At 37.8% G+C, this 26,523-nt stretch carries 26 protein-coding genes and 1 pseudogene; 17 read left to right on the forward strand and 10 right to left on the reverse strand.

Features of this window, described 5'->3' with window-relative positions; genetic code table 11:
* A pseudogene (locus ABMA79_RS03675) lies at positions 1–309 on the forward strand (signal recognition particle protein); the annotation flags it as partial.
* Positions 310–731: 422 nt separating this feature from the next.
* A complete protein-coding gene (locus ABMA79_RS03680; RefSeq protein WP_393090389.1) occupies positions 732–1,703 on the forward strand; it encodes a type IV pilus biogenesis/stability protein PilW in 972 nt (323 codons plus the stop codon).
* Between the two features lie 131 nt (positions 1,704–1,834).
* On the opposite strand, the gene ABMA79_RS03685 is transcribed toward ABMA79_RS03680, so the two are convergent.
* The 3 genes from ABMA79_RS03685 to ABMA79_RS03695 all read right to left on the reverse strand — a co-directional run bounded on the left by ABMA79_RS03685 (position 1,835) and on the right by ABMA79_RS03695 (position 4,286).
* Positions 1,835–2,305 (reverse strand): hypothetical protein, encoded by a 471-nt coding sequence (locus ABMA79_RS03685; RefSeq protein ID WP_392856224.1) that lies wholly within the window; start codon positions 2,303–2,305, stop codon positions 1,835–1,837.
* A gap of 480 nt (positions 2,306–2,785) precedes the next feature.
* Positions 2,786–3,610, reverse strand: coding sequence for a hypothetical protein (locus ABMA79_RS03690; RefSeq protein ID WP_393056125.1), 825 nt, complete (start codon positions 3,608–3,610; stop codon positions 2,786–2,788).
* Between the two features lie 133 nt (positions 3,611–3,743).
* Complete coding sequence (locus ABMA79_RS03695) at positions 3,744–4,286, reverse strand: YceI family protein (protein ID WP_021267069.1); 543 nt, start codon at positions 4,284–4,286, stop codon at positions 3,744–3,746.
* Between the two features lie 34 nt (positions 4,287–4,320).
* Here ABMA79_RS03695 and ABMA79_RS03700 point away from each other — a divergent pair, with 34 nt between their 5' ends.
* The 5 genes from ABMA79_RS03700 (at position 4,321) to ABMA79_RS03720 (ending at position 9,980) form a co-directional block, all read left to right on the forward strand.
* Positions 4,321–4,566: a hypothetical protein gene (locus tag ABMA79_RS03700; RefSeq protein WP_021266900.1), complete on the forward strand. Its 246-nt coding sequence runs from the start codon at positions 4,321–4,323 to the stop codon at positions 4,564–4,566.
* Between the two features lie 454 nt (positions 4,567–5,020).
* Positions 5,021–6,763, forward strand: coding sequence for a DUF885 domain-containing protein (locus ABMA79_RS03705; RefSeq protein WP_393090392.1), 1,743 nt, complete (start codon positions 5,021–5,023; stop codon positions 6,761–6,763).
* Positions 6,764–6,836: 73 nt separating this feature from the next.
* Positions 6,837–8,150, forward strand: coding sequence for a cytochrome-c peroxidase (locus ABMA79_RS03710; protein WP_393090395.1), 1,314 nt, complete (start codon positions 6,837–6,839; stop codon positions 8,148–8,150).
* Positions 8,151–8,259: 109 nt separating this feature from the next.
* Positions 8,260–9,549 carry a hypothetical protein gene (locus ABMA79_RS03715; RefSeq protein ID WP_393090398.1) on the forward strand — a complete coding sequence of 430 codons (1,290 nt, stop codon included), beginning with the start codon at positions 8,260–8,262 and terminating at the stop codon, positions 9,547–9,549.
* A complete protein-coding gene (locus tag ABMA79_RS03720; RefSeq protein WP_392856215.1) occupies positions 9,549–9,980 on the forward strand; it encodes a hypothetical protein in 432 nt (143 codons plus the stop codon). Before ABMA79_RS03715 ends, ABMA79_RS03720 begins: the two co-directional genes overlap by 1 nt.
* Here ABMA79_RS03720 and ABMA79_RS03725 read toward each other — a convergent pair.
* Positions 9,972–10,847 (reverse strand): arginase family protein, encoded by an 876-nt coding sequence (locus ABMA79_RS03725; RefSeq protein WP_393090399.1) that lies wholly within the window; start codon positions 10,845–10,847, stop codon positions 9,972–9,974. The genes ABMA79_RS03720 and ABMA79_RS03725 overlap by 9 nt on opposite strands.
* A 23-nt stretch (positions 10,848–10,870) precedes the next feature.
* Between ABMA79_RS03725 and ABMA79_RS03730 the strand changes: the two genes are divergently transcribed.
* Complete coding sequence (locus ABMA79_RS03730) at positions 10,871–12,244, forward strand: DUF4339 domain-containing protein (RefSeq protein ID WP_393090401.1); 1,374 nt, start codon at positions 10,871–10,873, stop codon at positions 12,242–12,244.
* Between the two features lie 2 nt (positions 12,245–12,246).
* Here the strand turns inward: ABMA79_RS03730 and ABMA79_RS03735 are convergent, their stop codons facing one another.
* Positions 12,247–13,089, reverse strand: a complete 843-nt coding sequence (locus ABMA79_RS03735) for an MBL fold metallo-hydrolase (protein WP_393090404.1) — start codon at positions 13,087–13,089, stop codon at positions 12,247–12,249.
* A 206-nt stretch (positions 13,090–13,295) separates the two neighbouring features.
* Between ABMA79_RS03735 and sucC the strand changes: the two genes are divergently transcribed.
* From sucC to ABMA79_RS03765, 6 genes are all read left to right on the forward strand, one after another.
* Complete coding sequence (sucC, locus tag ABMA79_RS03740) at positions 13,296–14,468, forward strand: ADP-forming succinate--CoA ligase subunit beta (protein ID WP_392856207.1); 1,173 nt, start codon at positions 13,296–13,298, stop codon at positions 14,466–14,468.
* A complete protein-coding gene (gene sucD / locus ABMA79_RS03745) occupies positions 14,468–15,343 on the forward strand; it encodes a succinate--CoA ligase subunit alpha (protein WP_021266725.1) in 876 nt (291 codons plus the stop codon). Before sucC ends, sucD begins: the two co-directional genes overlap by 1 nt.
* A gap of 42 nt (positions 15,344–15,385) precedes the next feature.
* On the forward strand, positions 15,386–15,814 hold the full coding sequence (gene ndk, locus ABMA79_RS03750) for a nucleoside-diphosphate kinase (RefSeq protein WP_103216869.1): 429 nt from the start codon (positions 15,386–15,388) through the stop codon (positions 15,812–15,814).
* A gap of 99 nt (positions 15,815–15,913) precedes the next feature.
* Positions 15,914–16,393 (forward strand): hypothetical protein, encoded by a 480-nt coding sequence (locus ABMA79_RS03755; protein WP_392856202.1) that lies wholly within the window; start codon positions 15,914–15,916, stop codon positions 16,391–16,393.
* Positions 16,371–17,774 carry a sensor histidine kinase gene (locus ABMA79_RS03760; protein ID WP_392856200.1) on the forward strand — a complete coding sequence of 468 codons (1,404 nt, stop codon included), beginning with the start codon at positions 16,371–16,373 and terminating at the stop codon, positions 17,772–17,774. The genes ABMA79_RS03755 and ABMA79_RS03760 overlap by 23 nt, the downstream gene beginning before the upstream one ends.
* A 124-nt stretch (positions 17,775–17,898) precedes the next feature.
* Complete coding sequence (locus ABMA79_RS03765) at positions 17,899–18,372, forward strand: CarD family transcriptional regulator (protein ID WP_392856197.1); 474 nt, start codon at positions 17,899–17,901, stop codon at positions 18,370–18,372.
* A 114-nt stretch (positions 18,373–18,486) separates the two neighbouring features.
* Here the strand turns inward: ABMA79_RS03765 and ABMA79_RS03770 are convergent, their stop codons facing one another.
* Both ABMA79_RS03770 and ABMA79_RS03775 read right to left on the reverse strand, forming a co-directional pair.
* Complete coding sequence (locus ABMA79_RS03770) at positions 18,487–19,965, reverse strand: hypothetical protein (protein WP_393090407.1); 1,479 nt, start codon at positions 19,963–19,965, stop codon at positions 18,487–18,489.
* 32 nt (positions 19,966–19,997) lie between these two features.
* Positions 19,998–20,609 carry a TetR/AcrR family transcriptional regulator gene (locus ABMA79_RS03775; RefSeq protein ID WP_393056108.1) on the reverse strand — a complete coding sequence of 204 codons (612 nt, stop codon included), beginning with the start codon at positions 20,607–20,609 and terminating at the stop codon, positions 19,998–20,000.
* A 134-nt stretch (positions 20,610–20,743) separates the two neighbouring features.
* Here ABMA79_RS03775 and uvrB point away from each other — a divergent pair, with 134 nt between their 5' ends.
* Positions 20,744–22,741: an excinuclease ABC subunit UvrB gene (gene uvrB / locus ABMA79_RS03780; RefSeq protein ID WP_392856192.1), complete on the forward strand. Its 1,998-nt coding sequence runs from the start codon at positions 20,744–20,746 to the stop codon at positions 22,739–22,741.
* Here uvrB and ABMA79_RS03785 read toward each other — a convergent pair.
* A complete protein-coding gene (locus ABMA79_RS03785; RefSeq protein ID WP_392856190.1) occupies positions 22,704–23,216 on the reverse strand; it encodes a M48 family metalloprotease in 513 nt (170 codons plus the stop codon). The genes uvrB and ABMA79_RS03785 overlap by 38 nt on opposite strands.
* 115 nt (positions 23,217–23,331) lie before the next feature.
* On the opposite strand from ABMA79_RS03785, the gene ABMA79_RS03790 reads away from it, so the two are divergent.
* Positions 23,332–23,727 (forward strand): hypothetical protein, encoded by a 396-nt coding sequence (locus tag ABMA79_RS03790; RefSeq protein WP_392856188.1) that lies wholly within the window; start codon positions 23,332–23,334, stop codon positions 23,725–23,727.
* On the forward strand, positions 23,705–24,844 hold the full coding sequence (locus ABMA79_RS03795) for a metallophosphoesterase (RefSeq protein ID WP_392856186.1): 1,140 nt from the start codon (positions 23,705–23,707) through the stop codon (positions 24,842–24,844). Before ABMA79_RS03790 ends, ABMA79_RS03795 begins: the two co-directional genes overlap by 23 nt.
* On the opposite strand, the gene ABMA79_RS03800 is transcribed toward ABMA79_RS03795, so the two are convergent.
* Positions 24,841–25,854, reverse strand: a complete 1,014-nt coding sequence (locus ABMA79_RS03800; protein ID WP_393090410.1) for an HD domain-containing phosphohydrolase — start codon at positions 25,852–25,854, stop codon at positions 24,841–24,843. The two genes, ABMA79_RS03795 and ABMA79_RS03800, sit on opposite strands and share 4 nt — an antisense overlap.
* Positions 25,851–26,523, reverse strand: a 673-nt coding sequence (locus ABMA79_RS03805) for a hypothetical protein (RefSeq protein WP_393090412.1), incomplete at its 5' end; no start/stop codon positions are given. The genes ABMA79_RS03800 and ABMA79_RS03805, both read right to left, overlap by 4 nt.

Genomic DNA, 26,523 nt, shown 5'->3' on the forward strand with positions numbered 1-26,523 from the left:
CGCGTTATCATCAACTCGATGACAAAGAAAGAGCGCGACAATTATAAGATCATGAAAGACTCTCACATTAAACGAATTGCAAAAGGTTCAGGTAATACTGAGGCTCAGGTTCGTGACTTCATTGCTAAGTTTAAGCAGATGGAGCAGATGATGGGTGGACTTTCTCAAATGATGAAAGGTGGAGGAATGCCGGGGATGCCTGGTATGCCAGGAATGGGGGGAGGTGGAATGCCGAATCTTCCTGGGCTTGGTGGGAAAAAGAAAAAGCCTCGCAAGAAGGGCGGCCCTTGGGGCGGTGGCTTCTTTTAAGCGCTCCGCAAAATTGGCCGCCCAAAGGCGGGCTATTGTTTGCGGCGCTAGCTCCCCAGTCTTTAGCTAGTAATCTATTTCAACAAGCCGACGTTTATGTCGGCTTTGTTGTCTCAGGAGCAATGGGAAAGTTGTCGAATTGAGCAAGACGTCTGCTGCGCTTGACTTCGGTTATGTCCACGATGGACGGTATGTCCACGAAGGCTGGAGCCGAGAGCGGACCGGTGTGGCAGACCACACCTTCCCTCGTCTTGCATCAGCATCCACAGCAAGCTTTAACGAGTTAGTAACTCTCATAATTTTTCATTGTCTTTTTCTACAATGAGGCTTTGTCTTTTCTAAATTAATTTTAAATTATTGTAAGGAGATATCGTTTAGATTCCGATAAGGACTTCATTCATGTATTTAGAATTGGGGGAGTGATGAATTGGAGAGAGATTCTGCTTGGGGCACTAATTACCTTGGGTGTTACCGTTATTGGTGGTTTGATTACTTATGAATATACACGACTTGATATTAAGGAGAGTAAAGAAGTTCTTACTTATAACTTAGAAGATCAGGTATCTTTTGAGGGAGGAAACGAGAGGTTATCTATTGGCATTGTAAAGTTCGCCAATATTGGAAATATAAAATCAGAAAATATTAAGGCAAGATTGAAGATTTCTTCTGCTGAAATAGATGACTATAAAGTTCATAATGATAAAGGTGCTACTGTAAACAGTGTGTTGAGTCAAGATAAGAAGCTATTAGAGATAAGTGTAAATAAGCTTTTACCAGAAGAAAGAATAACTATTACATATCTACTTAATAAGAAAGAGAGCCCAGAATTCTCATTAAGATCAGACTCTGTGATTGGGAAAAGAGGGATGGTATATAAATTAGTAAGTGATAGTAACTCCATTTTAAATAACTTCCTTGGTGATTTTACTCCGCTACTTATGTTGCCTCTATTGTTTTACTTTTTATACTTTAGAAAAGTCTATAACAAACCTTCAAATTGTAGAAACAATACTGGTTTTGTGTTGTTACATAAGGGGGTTTTTGATGAAGCCCAAGTTTTACTTAAGGATTCTATTCTAAGTGGCGACGGAGGTGCTTTGGCATTGTCTAATTATGCTGTCACTTTGGCTATCGATGGGAAATACGAAGAGTCTAAGAGGTATATAGAGGCGTCAAAGTTTTATGTTCATGAGAAGAGTCATAGAGCAGTTTGTTTATTGAATGAGTCATTTGTCTTATTTAAGAACTCAGAGGTCGAAAAGAGCCTAAATGCATTAAAGGAGTCCTTGAAGCTCTCTAAAAGAGGAATATTAGAATATTTAAATAATAGTGTATTGTGGAAGGAAGTTTTAGATAGCGATAGAAGGTTTTCCGAGGTTGTTGCAAAAAAATGAAATTGTTTTTACGGCTTCGCCGGTGGCTCGGGCTGCGCCCATCGCCTTTGCTTGAGCTGCGCTCGTCGCTGCTGGGACTTCGTCCATCGCAAAAAAAAAGCGACACCGAAGTGTCGCTTAGAAGTATTGAATTATTTTAGGATGTATGGAGTAATTGTTGACTCTTTTCTGTCGTGACAGATGTCGTAGCTATACTCTCTAAGTAATGAAACTTTTGTGATTTTTACTTCTCTGTACTTTGCTTCAAAGTTAACTTCAAGCTGCGCATCGAAAACATAGTTGAATGCTTCGAATTCGTCACAACGGTAACCGTTAGCAACAACGTCTCTGTCTAGAGATCCTTGAACTTTATATAGGTAATCTGAACCAACTACTTCACGCTCGACGATCTTTCCTGTGAAAGACTTTAGTTCACCGTTAAATACTGCTCTAAAAGTTACAGTTCTTGCGAAGATGTCAGAGTTTAGGTGCTCAACATCTGTAAGAGTGATTGTTTCAAGAGCTTTGTAGTCATAGCTAGCTTCAGAAGCAACTGTGTTTGAAAGTTGGTAAGTGTTAGCGAAAGCTGAAAGTGTAACAAATAATGCGATAACAAGTTTCATAATAATCTCCAAGTTTGTTTATGCTGGTTAAGTACCAACCAAAGACTCAAAAGAAAAGTTTGGTTTCTGTTAAGATTTGAATACTGTCTTGAAGAAAAGACGTGACACAAGTGCCACGCCAGATACTTAGAGAAATAGAACTCAGGCTCGCGTACCTGAGCTCTAAAAAGAATATGTAATTTAATATGTAGTTGGATTAAGTATATAACGGCACACCAAAAGCGAACGCTCTAGTGAAGTAAACCTTATATCCCCCTACAGATATATCTAAATTTTATTTGTAGTAACAATTAATTGACCGAATGAAAAGAGAAAAGTTGAAATGGAATCGCGGCAAGTTTCAGGGGTCTTGCCGCGAGTGTGTTCTCTAAACCTGATTACTCTATGCATATGTAATTAAGTGGAGAGGATATTGTTCTTGTGTTCTCAAAGAAAATAACAAGATCCTCCCCACTTGCAAAGTTGAGATTCTGTTAAGATTTAGAAGAAGTAATAACCGATATCGAGAGTTAATGTTCCATTTTTATGAAAGTCATCAATGATAAGAGCGTGGTCATTATCTCCTGATTGGGCAGCTGTATATGTTGCATAAAGTTCAACAAAGCCATCACCTTTGGCATATCTTAAATAAGGAAGCCAAGCTACGAATCGATCGTCTCCTGATTTTCTTTCACCGTCTCTGTGGTCAGTATACCACTCGCCACCAAAGCCAAGAGACCAGTTGTCATTAAAGTTGTAAAAAGCAAAAGTTCCAAACATTGTACGCCATGTGTTTGCATTAGGATTCCTTCCGTTCTTGTTATAAACCTGCAAGTAAGTATTTGCTTCTAGAGTTAGTTTTCCGTCCGCAACTGTTTTTGATGATAGGAAGTAGGCTCTGTGATAAGAGTCGTAACCACCGTTGCGATCCTCGCCATCAAAAATATAATTTCTATTTTGAAAGTTTAAGTTAATACCATGCTTATCTTCTGTAAGGATGTTGTTTACATACCACCTTAATGAAGAGTAAGCGTACTCACCTTGAAGAGTTTTCTTTCCTTCTTGCCCAATTGATTGAGTGTATACAGGAACCCAACGAATATTTTGATTCTTTGTTAAGTTGTAACGAAAGTAGAAAAGGTGATCCATTGTGAAGCCATCTCTATTCTTTGCATTCATCTCTGTATAAGTTGAATTTAAATAAAGAAATTTAAAATTCTTTGACAGGGAATCAAGAAAAGAAGCTTCTTCAATTGAAATTTCATTTACCTGTGCATAGGTAAGGTTTATTACTAGTGAAAGTAATAGTGTTGCTATCTTTTTCAAATATGCCTCCAAGCTTACTTAAATAGGGTTCGACCCTGAACTTAGAGGGAGTATGATAGTTAATTGAATTAATCACAAAAAGATGCGGGCAAAGTTAGTGAGGGTTCACGTTCATTGCCCACAATCGGGTATATTATTTACACTTTGAGAACTTAGATTCGATTTCAACCTGAACAACGTTCCAAGTTTTGCCTTCGTGTAGAGCTAGACATGCCTTATTAATGGCCGAAAGATTTTTCCCTAGAGCAAAGTCAAGAACATCAATTGTTCCTTCTGCTTCTAGTTCACCATCTTCAATGTCATACTTCATTGGAACCTTCACAGTCTTTCCTGCTAAAGTCATATCAACATATAGGTAGTTGCTATCTACTTTATTTACAACACCTGAAATCTTCATGTCTTGAAAGAAGAATTTTTCAATCTTAGCATCACGAGATTTATCTTTTGTGTGTACAGAGTTTACGTCGATAGTGAAACGTGCACCACGAATAAGCTCTTCGATCTTACCTTGTTTTTTAGTTGCCTTAATGTCGAATTTCTTAAATTCACCTTTTACACCGACTTTCTTAGCAGTCTTGTAGGCTTCCCACTTTATCTTCGTATTCGCATTACTTACTTCGTAACAATTTGCAAATGTCATACTAGAAAAGAGGAGCCCAGCAATAATAAATTTCATTGTCTTTCTCCTTTGAATTAGATAAATCAAGTATATGAAACAAAACGATTATCCGAAAGATTTTTATGTAACTTTACAAAATAATGACAATCTCATTGGCCAGATTGAAGTTAATAAAACATCACGAGGATTCAATGCAGATATTGCAATCGTCTATAAAGAAACAAAAAAGATTTTCAAACATGTAGATCAAGTTTTTAACGCAGAGGATGAAACGGAAGCTTGTGACATTGGCATGATGAAACTTTCTCGCTTTCTAAAGTCAGTGAAGTCAATTTAATAACACAAAGACAATATGTGTCAGTCATAAATGTGACACCGTCATTTCTTAACTTTATATAAAATCAGAGCCTTTTCGACGCGTCAATGACTTGTAAAAGTTGGCACGGGCCTTGCTTATATATAAACGTGTGTGTGTTGGAGCAGAAGAAAGGATTTTTTCACTCCGTCAAAATGTCTCTCTTTAAGAAGCCGGATCTCTGATCCGGCTTTTTTTGTTTGCAGCATTTGCAGGAGCAAATGATGCAATACAACCCAGAGGCGACCACGAAGGGAGCCTTCGGGTACGGTCTTAGCAAATCAAATCAACTATTCATTGAAATACCACCCAATCGCAACACTTCACGAAGTGAAGTTAGCAATTCCTGTAAACCAACAAACCCAATACCGAAGCTAGACACTCCAGTATCTAGCAATTAAACTTTTCTAATCTAAATATTTTCCTAAGGATCATAATGCAAAAGTTTAACTACTTAATCTTTCTATCTTTATTAATTATTACTTCGTGCTTTTCTCAAAAGGAAGAAGACTGGGGAGTAACGTCAGATAAACTGGCCGAAGAGTTTACATTTGCGCTTTCTGATTTAAATCCTGAAATAGGCTCATCATTTGGTTATGAACAATATGATAAGTTAGGGACAAACCCCCGAATGGAGCTGGATGAAGCTTATGATAAGTTATTCATTCAGTGGATTGAAAAGCTTGAGAAACTAGAAGAGAAAACTGAGTTAGGTAACCTTAAGGTAGATTATGAGATTCTTCTAAGTGTTATCAAGAGAATGAAGAATCGAGTTGATACTTCAAGACGTCTTGGTGTTATCGGTGCTTCTAATGTTTCTGAATCAATCTATCAATCACTTTTTGGCCTAATTAATCCTCAATCTCCAAAGCATCGAAAGGAAGCAGGGGTTGATCGCTTTAAATACTATATGTCTGAAAAAGGTAAGAAGTCTTATGTAATGGGAATGCTTAGTGAAGAGAAGCGATACCTTGCTCTTTATAAAGATAAGATTTATCCATTCATAGGGGAAGTTACAAAGAACCTCGAAAATTCTCCGGCCTACGTTGCAGGAGTAAAGCAACTGCTTGAATCAAGTGGCCGTACTGATTGGCAGAAGGAATATGAATTATTTCAAAAACAAGTTCTTGAGTATGATGCATTCATAAGAAGCGAAATTCTTCCACATGCACGACAAAATCCAAATTTACCAAAAGAGCTATATCAAATTGCCTTAGGTGATGCTGGTGTTGATATTAGTGCGGATGAATTAATTAAAATTGGAAAGAAAGACTTTGATGAGCTTTATAAAGAATACCAGAAATTAGCATCTCAAATTGCAAAGAAAAATAATCTTAAAAAAGAAGATCCTCTTTCGGTTATTACATTTCTAAAGAAGAAGCAGGTAACAAAGCTTGATGATGTTCAGAGGCTTTATGAAAGAGCTGCAGATAAGTTGGAAAAAATAATTGCAGAAAATGATCTTGTTTCACTACCTAAGCAGAAGTTAGTGATTCGAATGGCCGGGGATGCTGAATCGAGAGCGCAACCTGTTCCTCACTTAAATCCTCCACCACTAATTGGAAACGACGGAAGTATTAAGCCTGAGTTTGTTGTACCGACGTCTTCAACAGGAAGCCTTCCTTTTGATGACTTCTCTTATGAAAGTGCTGCAACTATTCTAACTGCGCATGAGGGGAGACCAGGGCATGATCTACAATTTAGTCGTATGCTTGAAGAGAAGACTTCCTTAATTCGCGCACGTTATGCAATGAATTCTGTGAATGTAGAGGGATGGGCATTATATGCGGAAGATCTTGTTTATGATTATCTAACTTTAGAAGAGAAGTTTGCAGGCCTTGAAATGAGACTTTGGCGTATTGCTCGCTACTTTCTTGATCCAAGTGTGCAGCTTGGAATGGCGAGCGCTGAAGATGTCGTTGAGGTTTTTCACAATAAGCTTGGTGTTTCAAAAGAGATGTCAATGCTTGAGTTTCAGCGTTATGCATATAGATCTCCGGGGCAAGCAACGGCTTACTACCACGGATTAAAAAAAATTAGGGGACTTAAGGCTTCAATTGAAAAGGATTACGGAAGAATTAAGCTTAAGTGCTTTAATGATACTCTTTTATCTTTTGGACTTATGCCACACGATTTAATTCTTCTTTTTAAGGATAAGTTTAAGTCGTGTAAGATTTAGGAAGTTAAAAGTTTGACGTATCAAACACTCTTTCCTAATATTTTGAAAATTAATTTTTTGGGACACACACAAAATGAAAACATTATTTATCCTCACAATCGTTCTGGGTGCTTTTGCGGCCCAGGCCGATCAACTTGATATCAAGCTAAAACGCTATATTAGTGACTTTAGATTAAAGGCCGTTGAAAAACCTAAGGGGAGGAATCCTCAAATTTTCAAATTGGGACAAGAACTCTTTAATGAGAAAGAAATTTCTGGTAATCGCAATATCAGCTGTGCTGATTGTCATAGGCCTGAATTTGGAAGTGGTGATAAGCTTCCTGTTGGAATTGGTGAAGGTGGAAAGTGGCAAGCAGGTGAGCGCTTAATTGCTAACGGCCATGCGATCCCAAGAAACTCTCAGCCTCTTTATAACCTAGGGGATAAGAATATCGAATTTCTTTTTTGGGATGGGAGAGTTCACTACCGTAAGGACTGGGATGTTTATACGACACCTGTTAAGGCCCTAAATGGTGATTACCCTGAACGTTGGGATATTACAGAAAACTTAGGAAGTGCCCTTGCTGCCCAAGCTCTTTTTCCCATTACTTCACATGAAGAAATGAGAGGAGTTAAGGGAAGCAATGACATTGCCAACGCTGTAAATGAAGAAGCTGTTTGGAAGATCGTCATGAAGAGACTATTGGCCATGCCAAAGTATCAAAAGCTTTTTAAAGAAGCATTCCCAAAAACTCCAAAGGCCGAGCTTAATATTGGTCACTTCGGACAGGCCATTGCCCATTTTGAAACGCATGAGTTTGCCGCATATAACACTGGTTGGGATAAGTACCTTAGAGGTGAGCGTATGGCCCTTAACCAAAAGGCAAAGCGTGGAGCTGTGATCTTTTTTGAAAATGGTAGTTGTTTCTCATGTCATTCTGGTGATCTCCTAGGTGGTCGCGGGTTCTTCTCTGTTGCCTCTCCTCAGATTGGTCCAGGTAAGAATGACCCTAGAAAGAATGATGAAGGTCGATTCAATGTAACAAAACGTGACTTTGATCGTTATCAGTTCAGAGTTCCGCCTCTAAGAAATATTGCCCTCACTGGTCCGTACTTTCACGCTGGTGCCTACGGGACATTAGAAGAGGTAGTGGATCACTATAATAATGGAATAAAGTCTATTGATACTTATGATAGTTCTTGGGTGGAGAATACATTCTTGAAGAATTTTGGACGTAAGTTATTTGTTGAAACTAATAACTATATGAACTTTAAGAAGAAAAATGCCGCAGATACAATCTTAAAAGATCACCTTATTCGCCTTAATAATTCTCAAAAAAGCGATTTAGTCTACTTCTTAAAGTATGGGTTAACTGACGAAAAAGACCTCGATAAAATAATGCCTTAAATAATTGGTAGCGAAATTTGTATAAACAAGCAGATTTCGCCCATATTTCACCAATATTCCCGCAACGTGTTACAATAAGTATTGTCGCGTTAAACTTATGGGGAAGTTGATGAAGAAGTTGGTATTATTTTTAAGTATCCTAGCAATTTCAGGTACATATGCAGGTACAGCAGATCCTAATTATGAGGAAATCACAGATGTTCAATTTGATGTTGTTCGTTCATTTGATGTTCTAGATACCGAAACTGGTTACTCTCACCGTATTGATGCCCCAAAAAGAGGTGGCGATAAGAGCATTAAGGTTCGCATTGTTGGTCAAAATAATTGGGCCTATAAAATTAAGATCGAAGTTGATGGAATTGAACACGAAAAAACTTATCACGTAACAAAGAGATACCTTAAAGAGGCCCTTGATATGGCAACGGCCTATAATTATATTCGTCTAAATCGTACTATTGGAGAGGTTGGAAATCCTCCTGTTGAGCCTTGTGGTGATAATACTGTATCAACAAGTCTTAGACCTAAGCCACGCCCTGTTTATGTTGATGAGATCTTTGAAGAGCCTGAAAATATCATTACGAATAATCAAAAGTGGAAAGCAGGTTGTGAAGTTCTAGAAAATCGTGGGTCATTATCAGCACAAGATAGTGAGTCAAAGTCGAAGCTTGCTCAGTGTATGAAGAGTATTCAAAACTCTATTACTCGCCAAGGAACTCTTACGAATCGTGGGCAAATCTTTAAGAATCTTTATCGATACCTAAGGCCAGAAGAGCAGCATTTTGCAGCAATGGTTTTTACTGCTCAAGGTGAAGCGGGGATTCTTGTTCGTGATATTAATGGTGGTGAAAGACATCCTGAAGAGATGATGATGATCATGAAGGTTATCGACAATCGTGTTCGTAATTCGAATGAAGATGCGACGCGAGCTGGAAAGAAAGGTGATACAAGAGCTCTCGATATTGCTTTAGATCCTTGGCAATTCTCAATGTACAATCATAATGAAGATAACTGGAGACAGATGATGCTTCCAGGACGTAATCAGGAGTTTGATACGGCCATTGATGCTTATATGAAGTTTGGAACGGCCGACTTTAAGCCTAAGCCAGATGTTGATCATGTTTATCATTACCATGCTAACTGGATGCTTCCGACAAATGATGCTTGGGGGGCCAACTTTAGAGCAAACCAAGATAATTGGGAGTTAAATGTTAAGGTTGATGGAGATCTTCTAAGACAACCAAACCCGATGTATAATGAAAACAATGCAAGTGATCGCAAGAAGATTGCAAAGAGTTGGAAAAGACAACGCCATATTTTTTATAAACCGATTGATACTGATGGAAAGATCGTTGATGGCGACGATTGGCATTGGACGGTAAGAAAGCCATTTAGGTCATAATGAAAAAGCTATTATTAATTTCGACATTTTTATTTCAAGCAATTGCATTCGCAGGTGTGAGTGACTGGTCAATTGTTAATATCAAAGGTGATTTTTGGTTAAAGAAGAAGGACTCTAAAACACTTAAGGCCAAGATCACAAAGCGTACAGGTAAGAGTAAGGTCACTGAAACAAAGTCAGTAGGTGAGAATTATGAACTTATCATTTATTATTCAGGTTCAGCAGGAACGTTTCAGTTAATCGATATTTACTATGCTGTAATCTTTGATAAAAAGAAAAATCAATTTATTGGTGATTATCCTTGGGCATATAAAGCACAAGAGGGCTCTAAGAAGGTCGATAACCCAAAATGGGATATCTCAGACAAGCTTATTAAAATCACTGATGAGCAAACTGACTTGAATAAAACAATCGAATTAAGATCAAATTAAAAAATCATAAATGAGTGAGGCGAGGGCGCGTGCGTCCTTTGCCGATAGCTCATCAAATAACGGATTGTATTCGTAAATTCCTAAAATTTGTTTTTTATTAACAGTATTCTCTTTGTATTGAGAAACTAGCTTTCTTAAAAACTCAAGCGGAATACCGTCGTGGTTTACTGCGCTTACTGCTTGCATATCTGCTGCTGCAATAGCATCAGCATCAATACTAAAGAGGATATCTCCATCGTGATCTTTATAGATCTCATCCATAAAACTAATATCACTAAAAGTATGTGATAGCTCTTTTAGTTTCTTTGTATCGATAATATCCATCTTCATTCCCTCGTAGTTTTGAGGAACGTTGGCATATTGGTGAATTCCAATTTGAAGAATCTTTACTTCTTTTTGATTGGCCACTTGGCGAAAGGGTGTCCCTGAGTGATAGACATCATCACTTCTTGTATCGAGATGAGCATCAATATTAATGAGAAGTGGATTCTTAAGTTCAATTCCCATGGCCAGAGGATAGACATGGTCATGGCCACCGCCTAGGTGAACAATTTTCTTGGCCGTAACATTCTTTATCGTCTCAATCGACTGTGACTGCATTTTATCAAAGTCTAATTGTCCTTGGTTTGCGACGCTGATGATACCAAGTTCTTGCAAATTATTATGATCGGCAAATTTTTTAAGCTGTGAAAGAATGACTTTCGGTCCATGGGAGGCGCCACGACGTCCACCATTTCTAACGACTCCAAGATCATTCTCACTTAAAAGAAGCGCTTGTTGTGTCTTAAAATCATCAAATTTGAAGCGAGTAGCAATAGATTGTGATTTTCTTTTGTTAAGATTGTCATCTATTTCTTTCCAGCCCATGTAACTTCCTTTAAAGTATAACTATGCAAAAAAATTGGTATATTAATCAGTCCGGTAAAAACAAGGGACCATTCAACGCTCAAGATATTATCGACTTTTATGATAAAGGTCTAATTAAATCCTATCAACTTTGTTGGCGCAAAGGGGCCAAGAATTGGAAGCCCGTATTTGCTGTCATACAAGTTGCCCGCAACGAGGCCCAATCATATTATGAATCTAAGGTATTAGATGATGATCACGATCTTCCTGAAATTCCTATTCACGAAGCAAAGTCCTTTGATGACTATGATGATTTTAATGATGACGATATTCCGCCACTTTTAGAAGAAGAGTTAAGTGAAGAACTCGATCAGGAATATGACCAAGACGCCCTAGGATCTACTTCTTCATTTGATTTCAAGGATACTGAAGTCGAATTAGAGGCACAGATGCCTAGTAAATTCCCGATTTACTCAACTGTCGTGGCAAGCTTTATTATTGCTGTTGTTGTGGTTGTGAGCTTTTATATGGCCGCAGGCCCTAAGGTAAAAGAAGTCGAGTTAAAAAATATTTCAATTAGCGCTTTAAATGATTTTAAAAAGCCTGTTGGCCCTAATGATGTTCACTTAATTGTAAATAAGGATATGTCTACTCTCTATATCAAGCTTCCTTTCCAAAAAAGAGTGAGTGTAGAGTTAATCCTCCATCGAAAGCCTGATGAGTTTCACCGTGGTGATGTTCTTGTTAAGGCCCATAATATCGGTGAGGGTGGAATTATTGAGTTCAAGGACCTAACACTAGAAGAAGGTCAAAACTTTATTCCTGGCGCATACGCAGTCACATTCATTTATGATTACTTAGGTTTATTAGATAATATTAAAAGTAAATTTGGTAGTGGCTCAAATCGTGAAGTCTTAGAAAAGAAAGTCTTTCTTGTTCCTGAAACTCGCGAAAAATATATTGAGAAGATTACAAAAGTTGAAAAGAAGAAAACAGTAGCTTCTAAAAAGAATATTGCCGCTATTAATGAAAAGCTTAGAACTTTAGAGGCCATTATTTCTTCAATGTCGATTCACTATCGACTCTCTCTAAGTCAACAAAGTGGCTGGCTTGCTCATAAGGAATTTAAACAGCGCTACGCTAAGAATATAGCACCTCTCTTACAGAGCATCGTTTTATCAAATTATGACCTCAATAATACAAAGTTATCTAATGAAGAAAGAAAGCTTGAAAATGAGATTCATTCACTTGGTAAAGATATTAGTGCTTGGAGTGTGAAGCTAACTGAAAAACTTTCTCGTTATGGCATGCTTAATAAGAAGAAGCGTCTTTATCTAAGAAGATTCATGGATAAGGATCGCGTGAACTTTCAGGCCTCAAAGAACGAAGTTCAAAAACAAATCAAAGAGTTGCTTTAAGTTTACTCTAGTTCAACTGGAATATACTTACCGCGCTCATTTTGCGTAATCTTTGCACTGGCATATTTTGGGTCATGTTCAAAGATTACGCGAAGATCTTTCTCCACAATCATCTTTAAGAACTCAATCTTATCCATTGTTGTCTGCCCTGGAGCAATGTCGTAGCCCATAACCCACGGGACGTGGACATGATTAGACGTTGGGATAAGGTCGGCCAAGTAAATATATTCATTAGTATAAGGATGAATAAGGTGAGGGGTGTGGCCATAAGAGCATTTAAAGCGCAGGCTATCATCACTTAATTTTAAAATTTCACCTTCTTTACCTGTTATCCAATGAACACGTCCGGCCTTATCAAATTTCTCAATTGTTTCTTTAAAATATTGCGTATGGAATGAGCCACCATCTCTTATTGTTGGATTAAGTGCATACTCCCAGTGGTCTTTATGAAGATGAATTGTGGCATTTGGAAAGACTGGTGCAAATTCACCATTCTCATCCTTATATACCATTCCACCAACGTGGTCGAAGTGAAGGTGAGAGATCACAAGGTCTGTCACATCAGCACAATCAATTCCCTTATCTGCAAGGGCCTTAACGAGAGGCGAGTGTTCTTGGCGAACATCAAATTGTTGATCAAACTTTTCACCGTGATAATCACCAATTCCAGTATCAGTTATAATGATGCGATCTTGGTCTTTAATAATCCAAAGTCTGAGATCAAGGTCAATGCGGTTATAATCATCAGCAGGATGAACCTTGTTCCATAATGGTTTTGGTATAATGCCAAACATGGCACCACCGTCTAATCTAAATTTACCAGGGCTAATCAGTATGTTTTCCATGCCATAATTGTGCGAAAGTTTGGAAATAGCTTCAAGACTGTGAGCGTTATATTGTGGATAACTCTTATGTTCTAAATCTTAATCATTTAATGCACAAAAAAACTTGGGGAAAATGACACGACTCACCTAGAAAGATATGGTCTTGCCCTCTATTATAAGCCAGTAAAATCATGAATATTTCATAGACTAAAAACTTAGGAGTTTTAATGAACGTACATGAGTACCAGGCCAAGGGTCTAATGAGAGATATGGGCCTGAAGGTTCTTAGAGGTGAAGTTGCAAAGACTGTTGATGAAGCAGTTGCTGCGGCAGAAAAATTAGGTGGAAATATTTGGGTTGTTAAAGCTCAAATTCACGCAGGTGGGCGTGGTAAAGCAGGTGGTGTTAAGCTTGCAAAGTCAATCGAAGAAGTTCGCTTACACGCTGACGATATTCTAGGTAAGACTCTTGTTACTCACCAAACTGGTCCAGAAGGAAAGAAAGTTCACACTCTTTTCATCGAAGAAGGTTGTGACATCGAGCACGAGTACTATGCTGGTGTTGTTCTAGACCGTGCAACTGGTAAAGTTACAATGATGGCCTCTGAAGAAGGTGGAGTTGAAATTGAAGAAGTTGCTCACAAAACTCCAGAGAAAATTATTAAAGTAGCAATCGATCCTGCAGCTGGATTTACTCCATTTGTTGCAAGAAAGCTTGCATACGGAATTGGTCTTAAGACAAAAGAAGAAGTGAAAGAAGCTTCAATCTTCTTTAAAGGTCTATATGATCTATACATGAAGTACGATTGTTCAATTGCAGAGATCAACCCATTAGTAAAAACTAAGCAAGGTGATATCTTAGCACTTGATGCAAAGTTAAACTTTGATTCAAACGCTCTTTTCAGACATCCTGAAGTTCAAGAACTAAGAGATCCAACTGAAGAAAGTGAAAAAGAACTTGCGGCAAGTGAATTTGGTGCTGCATATATTGAGCTTGATGGAAATATTGGTTGTCTTGTAAACGGTGCAGGTCTTGCAATGGGTACAATGGACATCATTAAGCTTCACGGTGGTGAGCCAGCTAACTTCCTTGACGTTGGTGGTTCAGCAACTAAAGAAACTGTTCAAAAAGCATTCTCTCTTATTCTTCAAGATGAGAACGTAAAAGCAATTCTAGTTAATATCTTTGGTGGGATCATGAAATGTGACATCATTGCTGAAGGTGTTGTTGCTGCTGCGAAAGAACTAGAACTAACAGTTCCATTAGTAGTACGTCTAGAAGGAACAAACGTTGCTCTAGGTAAGAAAATATTAAATGAATCAGATCTTGCAATTATCGCTGCTGAAGATCTAGCTGACGCTGCTAAGAAAGCAGTTGAAGCAGCAAAAGGGGAGGCGTAATGGCCATTCTTATTAATCGTGATACAAAACTAATTACTGTTGGTTTTACAGGTAAGCAAGGTACTTTCCACTCACTACAATCAAGAGACTACGGTACTAACTTTGTTGGTGGTGTAACTCCAGGTAAAGGTGGAACAGTTCACGAAGGTTTCCCTGTTTTCAATACAATTAAAGAAGCTATGAATAAGACGGAAGCAAATGCGGCCATGATTATGGTTCCACCTCCGTTCGCAGCTGACTCAATCCTTGAAGCAATCGATGCAGAAATGCCACTTATCATTGCTATTACTGAAGGGATTCCTATCCTTGATATGGTTAAGGTAAAAGCAGCTCTTAAAGGTTCAAAGTCAAGACTAATTGGTCCTAACTGTCCAGGTGTTATCACTCCAGGTGAGTGTAAGATCGGAATTATGCCAGGTCACATCCACATGCCAGGTCGTGTTGGTGTTATCTCTCGTTCAGGAACTCTTACTTACGAAGCTGTTTACCAATTAACTCAAAGAGATATCGGACAATCAACTTGTGTTGGTATCGGTGGTGACCCGGTTAACGGAACTAACTTCATCGACGTACTAGAACTTTTCGAAAAAGATCCAGATACAGATGCAGTTATCATGATCGGTGAAATCGGTGGTTCTGCTGAAACAGATGCAGGTCGTTGGATTCAAAAGAACATGAGTAAGCCAGTTGTTTCTTTCATCGCAGGTGCTTCAGCGCCTCCAGGTAAGAGAATGGGGCACGCTGGTGCAATTATCTCTGGTGGAGATGATACTGCAGAAGCTAAGTTTAGAATTCTTGAAGAATGTGGTGTAACTGTATCACGTTCTCCAGCTGAGCTTGGTGAGACAATGGAGAAGGTTTTAAAGAACCTTTAATTAAAGAATTTTGGAAATTTTCCACAAGATAATTTTAAGGAGATTAAAATGGAAAGAACTTTTAGTATCGTTAAGCCAAACGCACTACTTGATAACAACATCGGTAACATCATTAAGAGATTCGAAGAAGAAGGTCTAAGAATCGCTGCACTTAAACTTACTCACCTTTCTAAAGAGAAAGCTGAAGGTTTCTATATCGAGCACAAAGACAGACCATTCTTTGGTGAGCTTGTTGCTTTCATGACTTCTGCACCAGTAGTACTTATGTGTCTAGAAGGTGAAAACGCAGTTGAAAGAAACAGAGAAATCATGGGTGCAACTAACCCAGCTGAAGCTGCTGAAAACACTCTAAGAAAGCTATATGCTAAGTCAATCGGTGAAAACGCTGTTCACGGTTCTGACTCTCTAGCTTCTGCGGAAAGAGAACTTGCTTATTTCTTCGAAAAAGATGAAATTTGCCCACGTTTCTAATTATCTTTTAATTTAAAAGCATAATAAGAGAAGGCCCTGTTTTTGACAGGGCCTTTTTTATACTTGGTCATATTGTGTTAATCGTGATAAAAATTATTTATGAGAACGTTGATATTAATCGCCACACTTTTTAGTCTAAGTGCTTTTGCTAATAAAGTACCTAGGCAGAGAATTAAGATATTCAATCAAAAACTTCATAAGGAAGATAAGGTTGTAAAAGTCGACTACTTCACAAAAATTCCAAGTGTCGAATTTGATTTTTTCGACCCATATCAACAGCATAAGAAAATTAAGGTCACGGCACTTTCTCTAGAAAGTCTCTTTGTCTACTTTGCTCCTAGTGCTACCTCTGTGAAGCTTAAGGCGATTAACCTTTATAAGGTACATATACAAAGGAACGTCGAGCGTTCGAAAACGACTTATATTATGTATAAGCAAGATGGGAAGTGGCTTCAGAATTCAGAGCTAGGCCCTATGCGAATTATAAGAAAAGGCTTAGGGGTCATTGCTAAAGATAAAATTACTGAAGAGGGAGCTGACTGGATTTGGATGATAAATGAGATCGAATTCGTCTACTAGTAAGCTTTCTAATAAGCACTTATTCTATAGCTTTCTAATTATCCTTGTCCTTATGCTTTCAGCTGGATTTGGAGCAGGTCTTAGAATCTTTGACAAGGAAGAACACAGACTCTTTAACTCAAGAGTTGTTGCTAGGCTTTATTTTCATGTGGCCTATGCCATTCACGATACTCATAAAAAACTCATTAAATTCAAAGATACACCAACAATTGAGAACCTAGAAGATGCCTATTTAAGAATTGATGCTAGCTTTGGGCAAATTAGTGCTCTTAAGAGTGAGGCCTTCATCTTAGATGAGTTTGAGACGAAGTCGTTTCAAGACTACTTAAAAGTCGCAAATAAGATACTCACGTCTGCTCGAGGAATCATTGAAGGAGTTCTCACCAGGGCCGAAAGTACAGATGGGTATGAATTTCAGGAGAGTGACTTTAAGGAAATTGCTAAGTCGATTGTTATCTTAGAGCGCTTAAGTGATCTAAACCTAGAGCTTGAAAGTGAGTTCTGGCAGATCTCTGCTTATGTTTACGGTGATATCACTAGCTCTTTTGATTTTAAGCGTGCTGTCTACGTTGCTTCTTTTTCAGGGCTAACGATCTGCCTTATCGGTTTCCTCGTTATTCTTGTGCTTAAGATTCGAAGTGATGAAAGGCTTGAAGAAAAGAATGTTGAGCTCGTTAATAATTATCGTCTGGCAAACCTTGGTGAATTTGCGGCCAATGTTGCACATGAAATAAATAATCCGCTTACTGTGCTTCTGTGGAGTGTGAAGAGATTAGAGAAGAACACGGTCGATGAGGAAGAGAAGAAGCGCTTTAATATGATTAAGAATCAGGCCCAGCGTATTGATCAAATTATTAAAGGGATCAAACTTCTTTCTAAAAATTCAAATCATCTCAATAATAGTGCCATTGATGTAGATCGACTTTTTGATCAACTACAAGAGCTGGTAATTCATAAATGTAGCGCAAATAATATTGCTTTAAATATCGAAGGTGACTGCGATGGTTGCCAGATTTGGGGAAAGGAAGTTCAAATTCTTCAGGTGCTAACAAATTTTGTTTCCAATTCTGTTGACGCAATTGAAGAGATGGAGAAGGGACGAATTACCATTCGCTATAAATCTAATAGTGAGAATCAGCTGATCATTCATATTGTTGATACAGGAAAAGGGATTGAGCTTAAGGATCAAAAGAAGCTCTTTGCTTATATGTATACAACCAAGCCTGAAGCCGGTATGGGGATTGGTTTGGCCCTTAGTACCCAGATTATTGAGTCCATGAATGGCCATATCAAGTACCTTAATGAAGAGAAGAATACGACATTTGAAATAATGCTACCTCTCTACCGTTATTCTTCTAAACATAAGTCATTGAAATCATAGGGCCTGCTCTCTACAACGAACTGTCTAAAAATCAAAGATCATATGTAAATCTTACAAGGCTCATTGAGACTGATGCTGCGTCGTAGTATATTCAATGGGAGAGAAAATACCCATGGAGGTAGAAATGTTTAACATTGGAGATTACGCAGTTTGCCCTGGCCACGGTGTGGGACAAATTGTGGACATCGAAGATCGCGAGGTGGGAGGACATAACCTTTCATTCTACATCATCAAAGTTGTAGCAAATGGAATGACTGTTATGGTTCCTACGAATTCCAAAGACGGAATTAGAGTACTCGTCGACGAGAATGAGATCAGTGAAGTATATGAACTTCTTAACGATCACGATGTAACAGTTGATAATTCAACTTGGAACCGTCGCTATAGAGACTATATGGAAAAGGTGAAGACTGGTTCACTTTTAGAGATTGCTGATGTCCTTAGATCACTTTTCTTATTAAAGAATAAGAAGAATCTTTCGTTTGGTGAAAAGAAAATGCTTGAGCAGTGTAGAGACTTAATTGTTCAAGAGATTTCAATCAAGAACGGGGCAGAGAAAACTGAAGTAAAAAATCAAATTGAGAGCTGTTTTAATTAATAGCTTTATAAGTTCAAGGTTCTTTTGAACTTATTCTCTTGTGTTGTGTGTGTGAAATAAGCGTTTGTGGGGTAACTTACAAACGCTTTATTTTTTTGTATCGATACCATCAAATTACAGACTTTCAAAATACCTTTTTTCAACGCTCTCTAGAAGTTCTTTTGGTGTAACTTCCATGATGTACTCTGTGTTGCCTTCGTAATTGATTCTTTCATGAATTGGTTTAAAGCCCCAGCGCTTAAATGATCGGGCCCTTATTTTATCCGCTTCAATGACAATGCGATCAAGGCCTTCTACTTTTTGTGCCGCAAAGGTAACTGCTGCTATGAGGTCATTCGCATTGAAAATGGAATCATTACCATCAACAGCAAAACGTCCAATCTCTGCGATTATTTCACCCCTTCGTCTTTCTACTTCATGGCCTGTAAAGATCTCAAGAGGAAGTTTTTGATCAACTTCTTTTGAAAGAGTAATTGAAATGGTTCCCGAAATATCAATTTCATCCTTTTGTCTAGAAAGGTAGCGAATACCAGAGTCATCATATCCTTTAAATGAGTATTTCATATTGGAGTTTCGAGCTGCCGCAAGAACGATTGTTCGGCCCTCTAATTGCTCCGTAATTTCTTTTAGCTTATCTAAGTCTTGGTCTTCAATATTTAAGCGATTCTTATACTCATTAAAGAGAAAGTCTCTAACGGTATTAACTAGCTCAGGGCGTGATTCATAATCTCTTATTGCATCAATCATATGAAAGGATGCCTTCACTTCATTATCATTCATATAGGTAAAGCTTTGGACTTTCTTTACACCTCTTTGAGCAGTGAAGAAGTTTTGATTGTAGTTTAAACTATTTAAAAAGTTTGCAAACATCGTTTGGTAACTTATCTCTTCACTTTCATTTGCAGAAATATCAAAGATTGAGTTGCTCGTTGAGGTCGAGTTATCAAAATGGACAAGAGTTCTTGTTCTGCCGTGAGAGTCTATATGAACTGGTTCGTGTAACTTATAAGAGTTATCTCCAAGCTGTGCATATGGGACGTAGTCCAATTCTCCGCGGTAAAATTTGATAAGAGTATTGATTCGTTGATATTCACCAAGAAGATAATCGGTTACTTCTTTTTCATCTTTCTTATGAGCTTCATAAATAATCGTGCTGATATCATTTTGATACTTATAAAGTTTGGAAATATTATTCTCATATTGCTTTTGATGATAATCGCTTAGCTGTGAAAGGGGAGTTGTGGCCTTTATTTTATCGGCCTTAATAAGATGCTGCTGATTAAGAGGAATTTTTCTATTACCTCTTAAAGTAGTAAAAACTAAATGGCCATCTTCTATCTTACGATCTAGTCCTGAACGATGAATATAAGAAAGGTTAATGCCCTTATACTTATCTTTCAGATATCTCATGATTTGTGCAGTCTTTGTGTCATACTTAGGATCTGTTCCAAAATTAACAAATTCAGAGATGGCCTCAAGACAGGAATTAGGCCTATTAACACTTGCGATTGAACGACGTGCAACTTCATCCTTACTCAGAAAAAAACTAAGAATAACTAGAATGGAAAATACACAAGATATTAAAACCTTCACCAATATCTATTCGGAATTTCGAGGATCATTCTTTAGCTATTTAGTCGGTTAATGATCGTATCAAGCCTTTTTGTATAGGCCTTTACCTCTTCTTCTGGATCAATTACATTGTAAAGGCTTAATATCTGGATGATGGCACCTGTTAGAAACTCATGAATGGCCTGACCAGCAAGCTCTGGGTTTAGGTCTTTTACGAGCTCTCCATCCTCTTGAGCACTACGAACGAGCTCGATAATTCTCTTTCTACCGGTGTGAATGAGGTTAGCTGCAGTTTGTGAGACCTTTTGATCAATTGAGGCCCGATAGTATAGATAGAGAATAGTTTTTGCCTCGTTAGGACGGTCAATGAGCCATTGGAAATTAGCGAGACAATGTTTTTTTAATTTTGTTAGAGAAGTATCTTCTTCGCAAATTGTGTTAATGACTCTAGCGTGATTCTTTGTAACGATATACTCAAGAACCCCAAGAAAGAGTTGAGACTTATTTTTAAAGTAGTGAAAAACTGCAGACTGACTAACTCCAAGAGTATTTGCAATTTTTTGAAAGGATGCACCATCAATACCTTTCTGCGCCATCTGATCAATTGCTGTTTCAATGATCGCGGTCTTTCTTTTCTCACCTTTAGGTGTTTCACCTACACTCATTTTAAATCCTAATAACAATTCGTATTTTGACTATCATATAAACTTTCTATCGAGTTTACAAAATCTAACTTGGTTATATTAATGATACCTCAATTTCACTGTTTTAAACTAAGATAATGAGATAAAATAGGCACATGAGTGAAAATGTATTTAATTTAAAATCAAAGTTTAAGCCTTGTGGAGATCAGCCTGAGGCGATTAAAACAATTGTTGAAAAGTTATCTAGTGGGACTAAAGAGCAAACATTACTTGGAGTAACAGGTTCTGGAAAAACATTTACCATGGCCAATGTTATTCAAAAGCTTGGAAAGAAAACTCTTATTCTTGCTCATAATAAAACACTCGCAGCACAGCTCTATGCTGAGTTTCGTGAGTTCTTTCCCGATAATGCTGTTGAATACTTTGTTTCTTACTATGACTACTATCAACCAGAAGCCTATGTTCCTGGTAGTGATACATATATTGAAAAAGACTCATCAGTAAACGATGAGATTGATAAGCTTCGCCACTCTGCAACTCGTTCACTATTAGAGAGAGATGATGTCATCATCATTTCATCTGTGAGTTGTATTTATGGGATTGGTTCTCCTGATGAGTATGCAAATATGAGGGAGACTCTCTTTGTCGGTGATGAGAGAGATCGTGATGAATTCTTAAAGTCACTTGTGGCCATCCAGTACGAAAGAAATGATATCGACTTTGTTCGTGGTTGTTTTCGTGTACGTGGTGATATCGTTGAAGTTTTTCCGGCCCACGAGGATTCAAATGTTGTACGAATCGAATTCTTTGATGATGAAATCGAAAGTATTACAATTGTTGACCCTTTAAGGGGAACTAAGATTCAAGCACTTCAAAAAGTGACAATCTATCCAAAGTCTCACTATGTCGTTGGTGAAGAGCGAATGGAGCATGCTTTAAAAACAATTAAAGTAGAGCTTCGAGAAACACTACAGGATTTAGAGAAGAAGAATAAATTAGTTGAGAAGCAAAGACTTGAGCAGAGAACTCTTCTGGATATTGAGATGTTAGAGGAGATGGGCTTTTGCTCAGGGATCGAAAACTACTCTCGTCACATGACTGGAAGTGAGCCTGGGGATCCTCCTCCGACTCTTATTGATTTCTTTAGAAAAGACTTTCTGATGATCATCGATGAGTCCCATATCACTGTGCCTCAGGTTGGTGGAATGTATAGGGGAGATAGAGCAAGAAAGATGAATCTTGTTGATTATGGATTTAGACTTCCTTCTGCTCTTGATAACCGTCCTCTTAACTTTGAAGAGTTTAAAACTAAACTAGACGATATTCTTTATGTGTCTGCGACTCCGGGAAATTATGAGTTGGAGAGAACACATGGAGAGTTTGTTGAGCAGATTATTAGGCCAACTGGTCTTCTTGATCCCATCATTGAAGTAAGGGATGCAACTAATCAGGTTGATGACCTTTTAGTTGAAGTTAAGAAGATTATTGAAAAAGGTCAAAGAGTTCTAATTACGACACTAACAAAGAAGTTGGCCGAAGAGTTAACTAATTTTTATCACGGTAGTGGGATTAAGGTTAAGTACCTCCATAGTGATATTGATACGATTGAACGAGTTGAGATTATTCGCGATCTTAGGCTTGGTGAGTTTGATGTTCTTGTGGGAATTAACTTATTAAGGGAAGGGCTTGATATACCAGAGGTTTCACTTGTTGCTATTTTAGATGCAGATAAGGAAGGGTTCTTAAGGTCGGAAAGATCACTTGTTCAAACAATCGGACGAGCTGCTCGAAATAGTGATGGTAAGGTTCTGATGTATGCTTACCAGACGACGAAGTCGATGGAGCGTGCAATTGGCGAGACAAAGAGACGTCGAGCGATTCAGATGGAGTATAACGAGGCCAATGGAATTACACCACAGACAATTCTAAAAGAAGTATCTGGTGGAGTTATTGAAACTCTTCGTGGAAATAAGAAGAAGGGGAAAAAGAGTGCTCCAAAAGAAGTCACGATGTCTCCTGATGAGATTAAAAAGCGTATTGCTGAGCTTAAGCTTGAAATGAAAGAAGCTTCTAAAGATCTACGTTTTGAAGATGCTGCTAAGATTCGAGATGAAATTAAGTTCTTAAACGAATCATTTCTAGTCTTTGGCTAACCTCAGTCGTGATCGGCATGCTCTTTAAGAAATTAAAAAGTCCCAGGGCATGGCCATGACGAATAGAAAATTCATCTGCTTCAATTTGTTTTGTCATCTCACTTAGCTGTGACCTCATCGTAAAGTGACGATAGTAGAGGTGTCCTAACTCGTGGAAGATGACAGCTTGGGCCATCTCATTATCTGCGGAACGAATCATTTTGAGTAATTGAGGGTAAATAAGAACAAATGTTTTATCACCATGTGATGGGATAACACTTGAGTACATTCCTTGGCTTTCTAAGAAAACGAGTTGTCCATAAGATGCTAAGCTTTCACATTCCTCATCATCAAGTTGGCCAAGTATATCTTGAAAGAATCTGAAAATATGTGGGTTTGAAACAATCCAATGGTGTGCTGGATCAGAAAAGTCCACTAATGGTAGGTTTTGTTCTTCAGTATTCTTTGTAAATGTTTTCTTTATTGCGTTTATCATACATTCTTCATCGGATCGAAACTTTCGTGACATCAGTTTCAGAGTACATTAGGCCGTTACTAGGTAAGCTTTGCCAGCTATAATCGATAAAATATTAAATAGTTACAATATAAATATGAATAATAAACAATTAACCTGCCTCTTTTTCTCCCTTATGTTTAGCTTCTTATTATCTAATGATGTCTATGCTCAACAGAGAATGGAGAGGGCCGAAGCATTTATTGTGACGGCCATGCCTAGTTATTACAAAGTCATCTCTCCTGCCAAGACGAGGAATGGTAGGGTCGCGGTTATTGTTCAGAATAAAACTCTCACTCCTATCCGTGGGAAGTTTATTGATGAGTATGATAAGAATTTAAAATTTATTACAGTTAAGTCTGATATGGAAGTTAGTGTTGAATTTGATTTTAATACTAAGAAGAAATTTTTCTTCGTTCCACTAGACCCTGCTTTTCAAAAAGTAGTCTTGAATATAGGTAAGTCGGCGTATGAGATTCCTTCGCAAAAATAATTCAAAGAAAACCATTATTGTTATTTCTGATGTTCATTTAGGAGCAGGAGAGTATGTTGATGGTGTAAGAAATTATCTAGAGGACTTTCATTATGATGAAGAGCTCGTGGACTTTCTTGAATACTTTAGTAAAGAGGAATATGCCAATAAGGAAGTCGAGTTAATTATTAACGGTGACTTCTTTGATCTCTTGGCCGTACCTTATATAAAAGTTTATGATGATGAGTTTTGGTCAGAAGAATCTTCTTTAAAGAAGCTAAAGATGATACTTGAAGCTCACAAAGAAGTTATGCAGGGCCTTAATGATTTTCTTAAAGCAAAGAATAAGAAAATAACATTTATCATTGGAAATCACGATGCTGAGCTAGTCTTTAAATCACTACAGGATTTAGTCCTAGAATGTTTTGATGAGAGTGTTCGCTCACGCTTTGAAATTCGTCACCTAAATGACGAGTATCGCCCGGCCGATCGAGTGGTGTTAAAGCATGGACATGAATACGAGATAGCTCACACCTTTGATGAAGAACATTGTATTATTGAAGATGAGTCGGGGAAGAGATACTTCAATCCTCCTTGGGGATCATACTATGTCACAAGAGTTATCAATAAATTTAAGGAAGAACGTGACCACGTTAATGCAGTAAGGCCAATTAATAAATTTCTTATCAATGGGCTAATTTACGACACATTCTTTACGCTTAGATTTATGCTGGCAAACGTAATCTATTTCATTATGGTACGTTCAATTTTTCTCTTTAAAATAAGTGATAACTTTGGTGATTGGCTTAAGCTTTTCTTTAAAGAGCTTACGCTATTTCAAGATTATGAATCTCTAACTTTTGACTATCTTCAACAGGCCGAGGATACAGACGTTCTCATTGTAGGTCACACTCATGAGCCGATTTGCCGTACATATTCTAACGGTAAAACATTTATCAATACGGGAACATGGACTCGCATGTATAATCTTGATTTTGGGAAAGGGACTGGAACAACTCAGTTAACTTTTGCAAAGATTGAGGTGATGGATAGCAAGAGTGATGAGGATGTAAAGATTCAGGCAAACCTTCATACTTGGATGGGACGTAATACTCTTCCATATGGAACGTTTAGCTAGAGATTTAAGACACTCGTAACATGAGGCCTAATTCGTCCACTATAGTTAACATTTAGGCCATTTACGCCGGCCCCCGCATCAATCATATAGACAACACTACTTAGTGATGTTTTTTCTCCAGTAATTAATCCGTAGCTATATTCCATTATATGGGAGATAAACTCTAGGATCTCGCTACTAAGGTTTAGACCTGCTTGTGATATTTGGTCTGGCATACCTGAGCCATCATATTTTTCGTGATGACTATCGATGAGCTTTTTACATGTGTCACTAAGTTTAATTCCACTCTGATCAATGAACATACGACTGAATTTAACGTGCTTGTAATATTGTTCTCTTTGGTCTGGCGTAATTTCGGTGTGATTGCCGTGAGTGATATTAGGAGAAATTTGAGTCAGGCCAATATTTGCTAAGAATGAAGCACAAACTAAATCTGCCAAGTCATTAGTCTTGTCGATCATTAGTTTTTTAGCAAAGAAGTAGCTTAGGGCAACAATACGATTGGTCAGATTATCTTTATTAAGATGAACACCTGCAAAGTGACGTGCAAGGGATACAGTATGACTAATATCGATTGAAAAAAGCATGATTTCTTTTTGTGCCCTTAAGATTATTGGAAGAAAGTCATCCTTATCAATTGCCTTTGAAACCATACTACGAAGAGGAGGTAGTGCGATATGCTCACTAATTCTGTGTTCTTCGATGATATTTTCGTACTCTTTAAGTATTTCAATTTTTTGTTTCGTTTCCTCAATAACCTTAGGTTCAATCTCTTCAAGTTCGCCCACTGTTGCGAGGTAGGTCATCCTTTGTGATAGTTTGACAGCGATCTTGCCTTTTTTACTCTCTTCAATATAGCGAAGTAGCTCATAGCTATCTTTTGTTAAAGGCGTATTGGCCTTAAGAGATAGGTTATAGGTCTTATCTTTTAAGTTATAGACATAGAGTGAGAAAGCAAAAGTCTTAATATCCTTAAGGGAGCTTAATTTAATAAAGAAGTACGCTCTCATTTCTTACCTCCAAAGATTCCTTTAAAGAGTCCATTAACTGATTCAGAAATAGAACCACTCTTTTTTGATGCTACTTTTGTTAAGGCACGATCCTCTCCACTTAGGTAGCTCCCTTTTAAGACCTGGAGGCATAATTCGACTCTTTTTGGATTCTCACTAGATCTTGCAATTTCATCTTTTGAAGTTAGAAAGAGGAGGAAGTTATGATATTTTCCATTTTCTATAATAGGGATGTGATAATAGAGAAGCTCGCTTTGAAAAGTTGTATCATTCCAACTTGGTTTTCTCTTGGCCTTTAAAACATTCTTTATGGCATCAAAACGATCATCCACATCCTCATTACCTAGGATGCATTCATTTTGAATATTATAGACAACGACAGTTCCATGGCAGAAGGTATTAATATATTCATTTGTGAAATTCTTGATACCATCGCCATCAATGACAAAATTCATGGCCTCGATAAAGAAGTTCATATCTTTTGGATCTGGAACAAAGATTGCGCCTAGGGCCTCTTCTATTTCTTGCTCATTTCGAAGCCTTTCGGCCTCCGCTTCAGCTAGTGCTTTGGCACGTTCGGCCTCAATTTCCTTCTGCTTAGCTTCCTCTTGTTTTCTTTTTGTTTCCTGTTGCTGTTGTAACTTTAGTTCTAGGGCAAGGCGCTCGGCT

Source organism: Halobacteriovorax sp. HFRX-2_2, assembly GCF_043196705.1.
In the GTDB taxonomy this organism is placed as follows: Bacteria; Bdellovibrionota; Bacteriovoracia; order Bacteriovoracales; family Bacteriovoracaceae; genus Halobacteriovorax_A.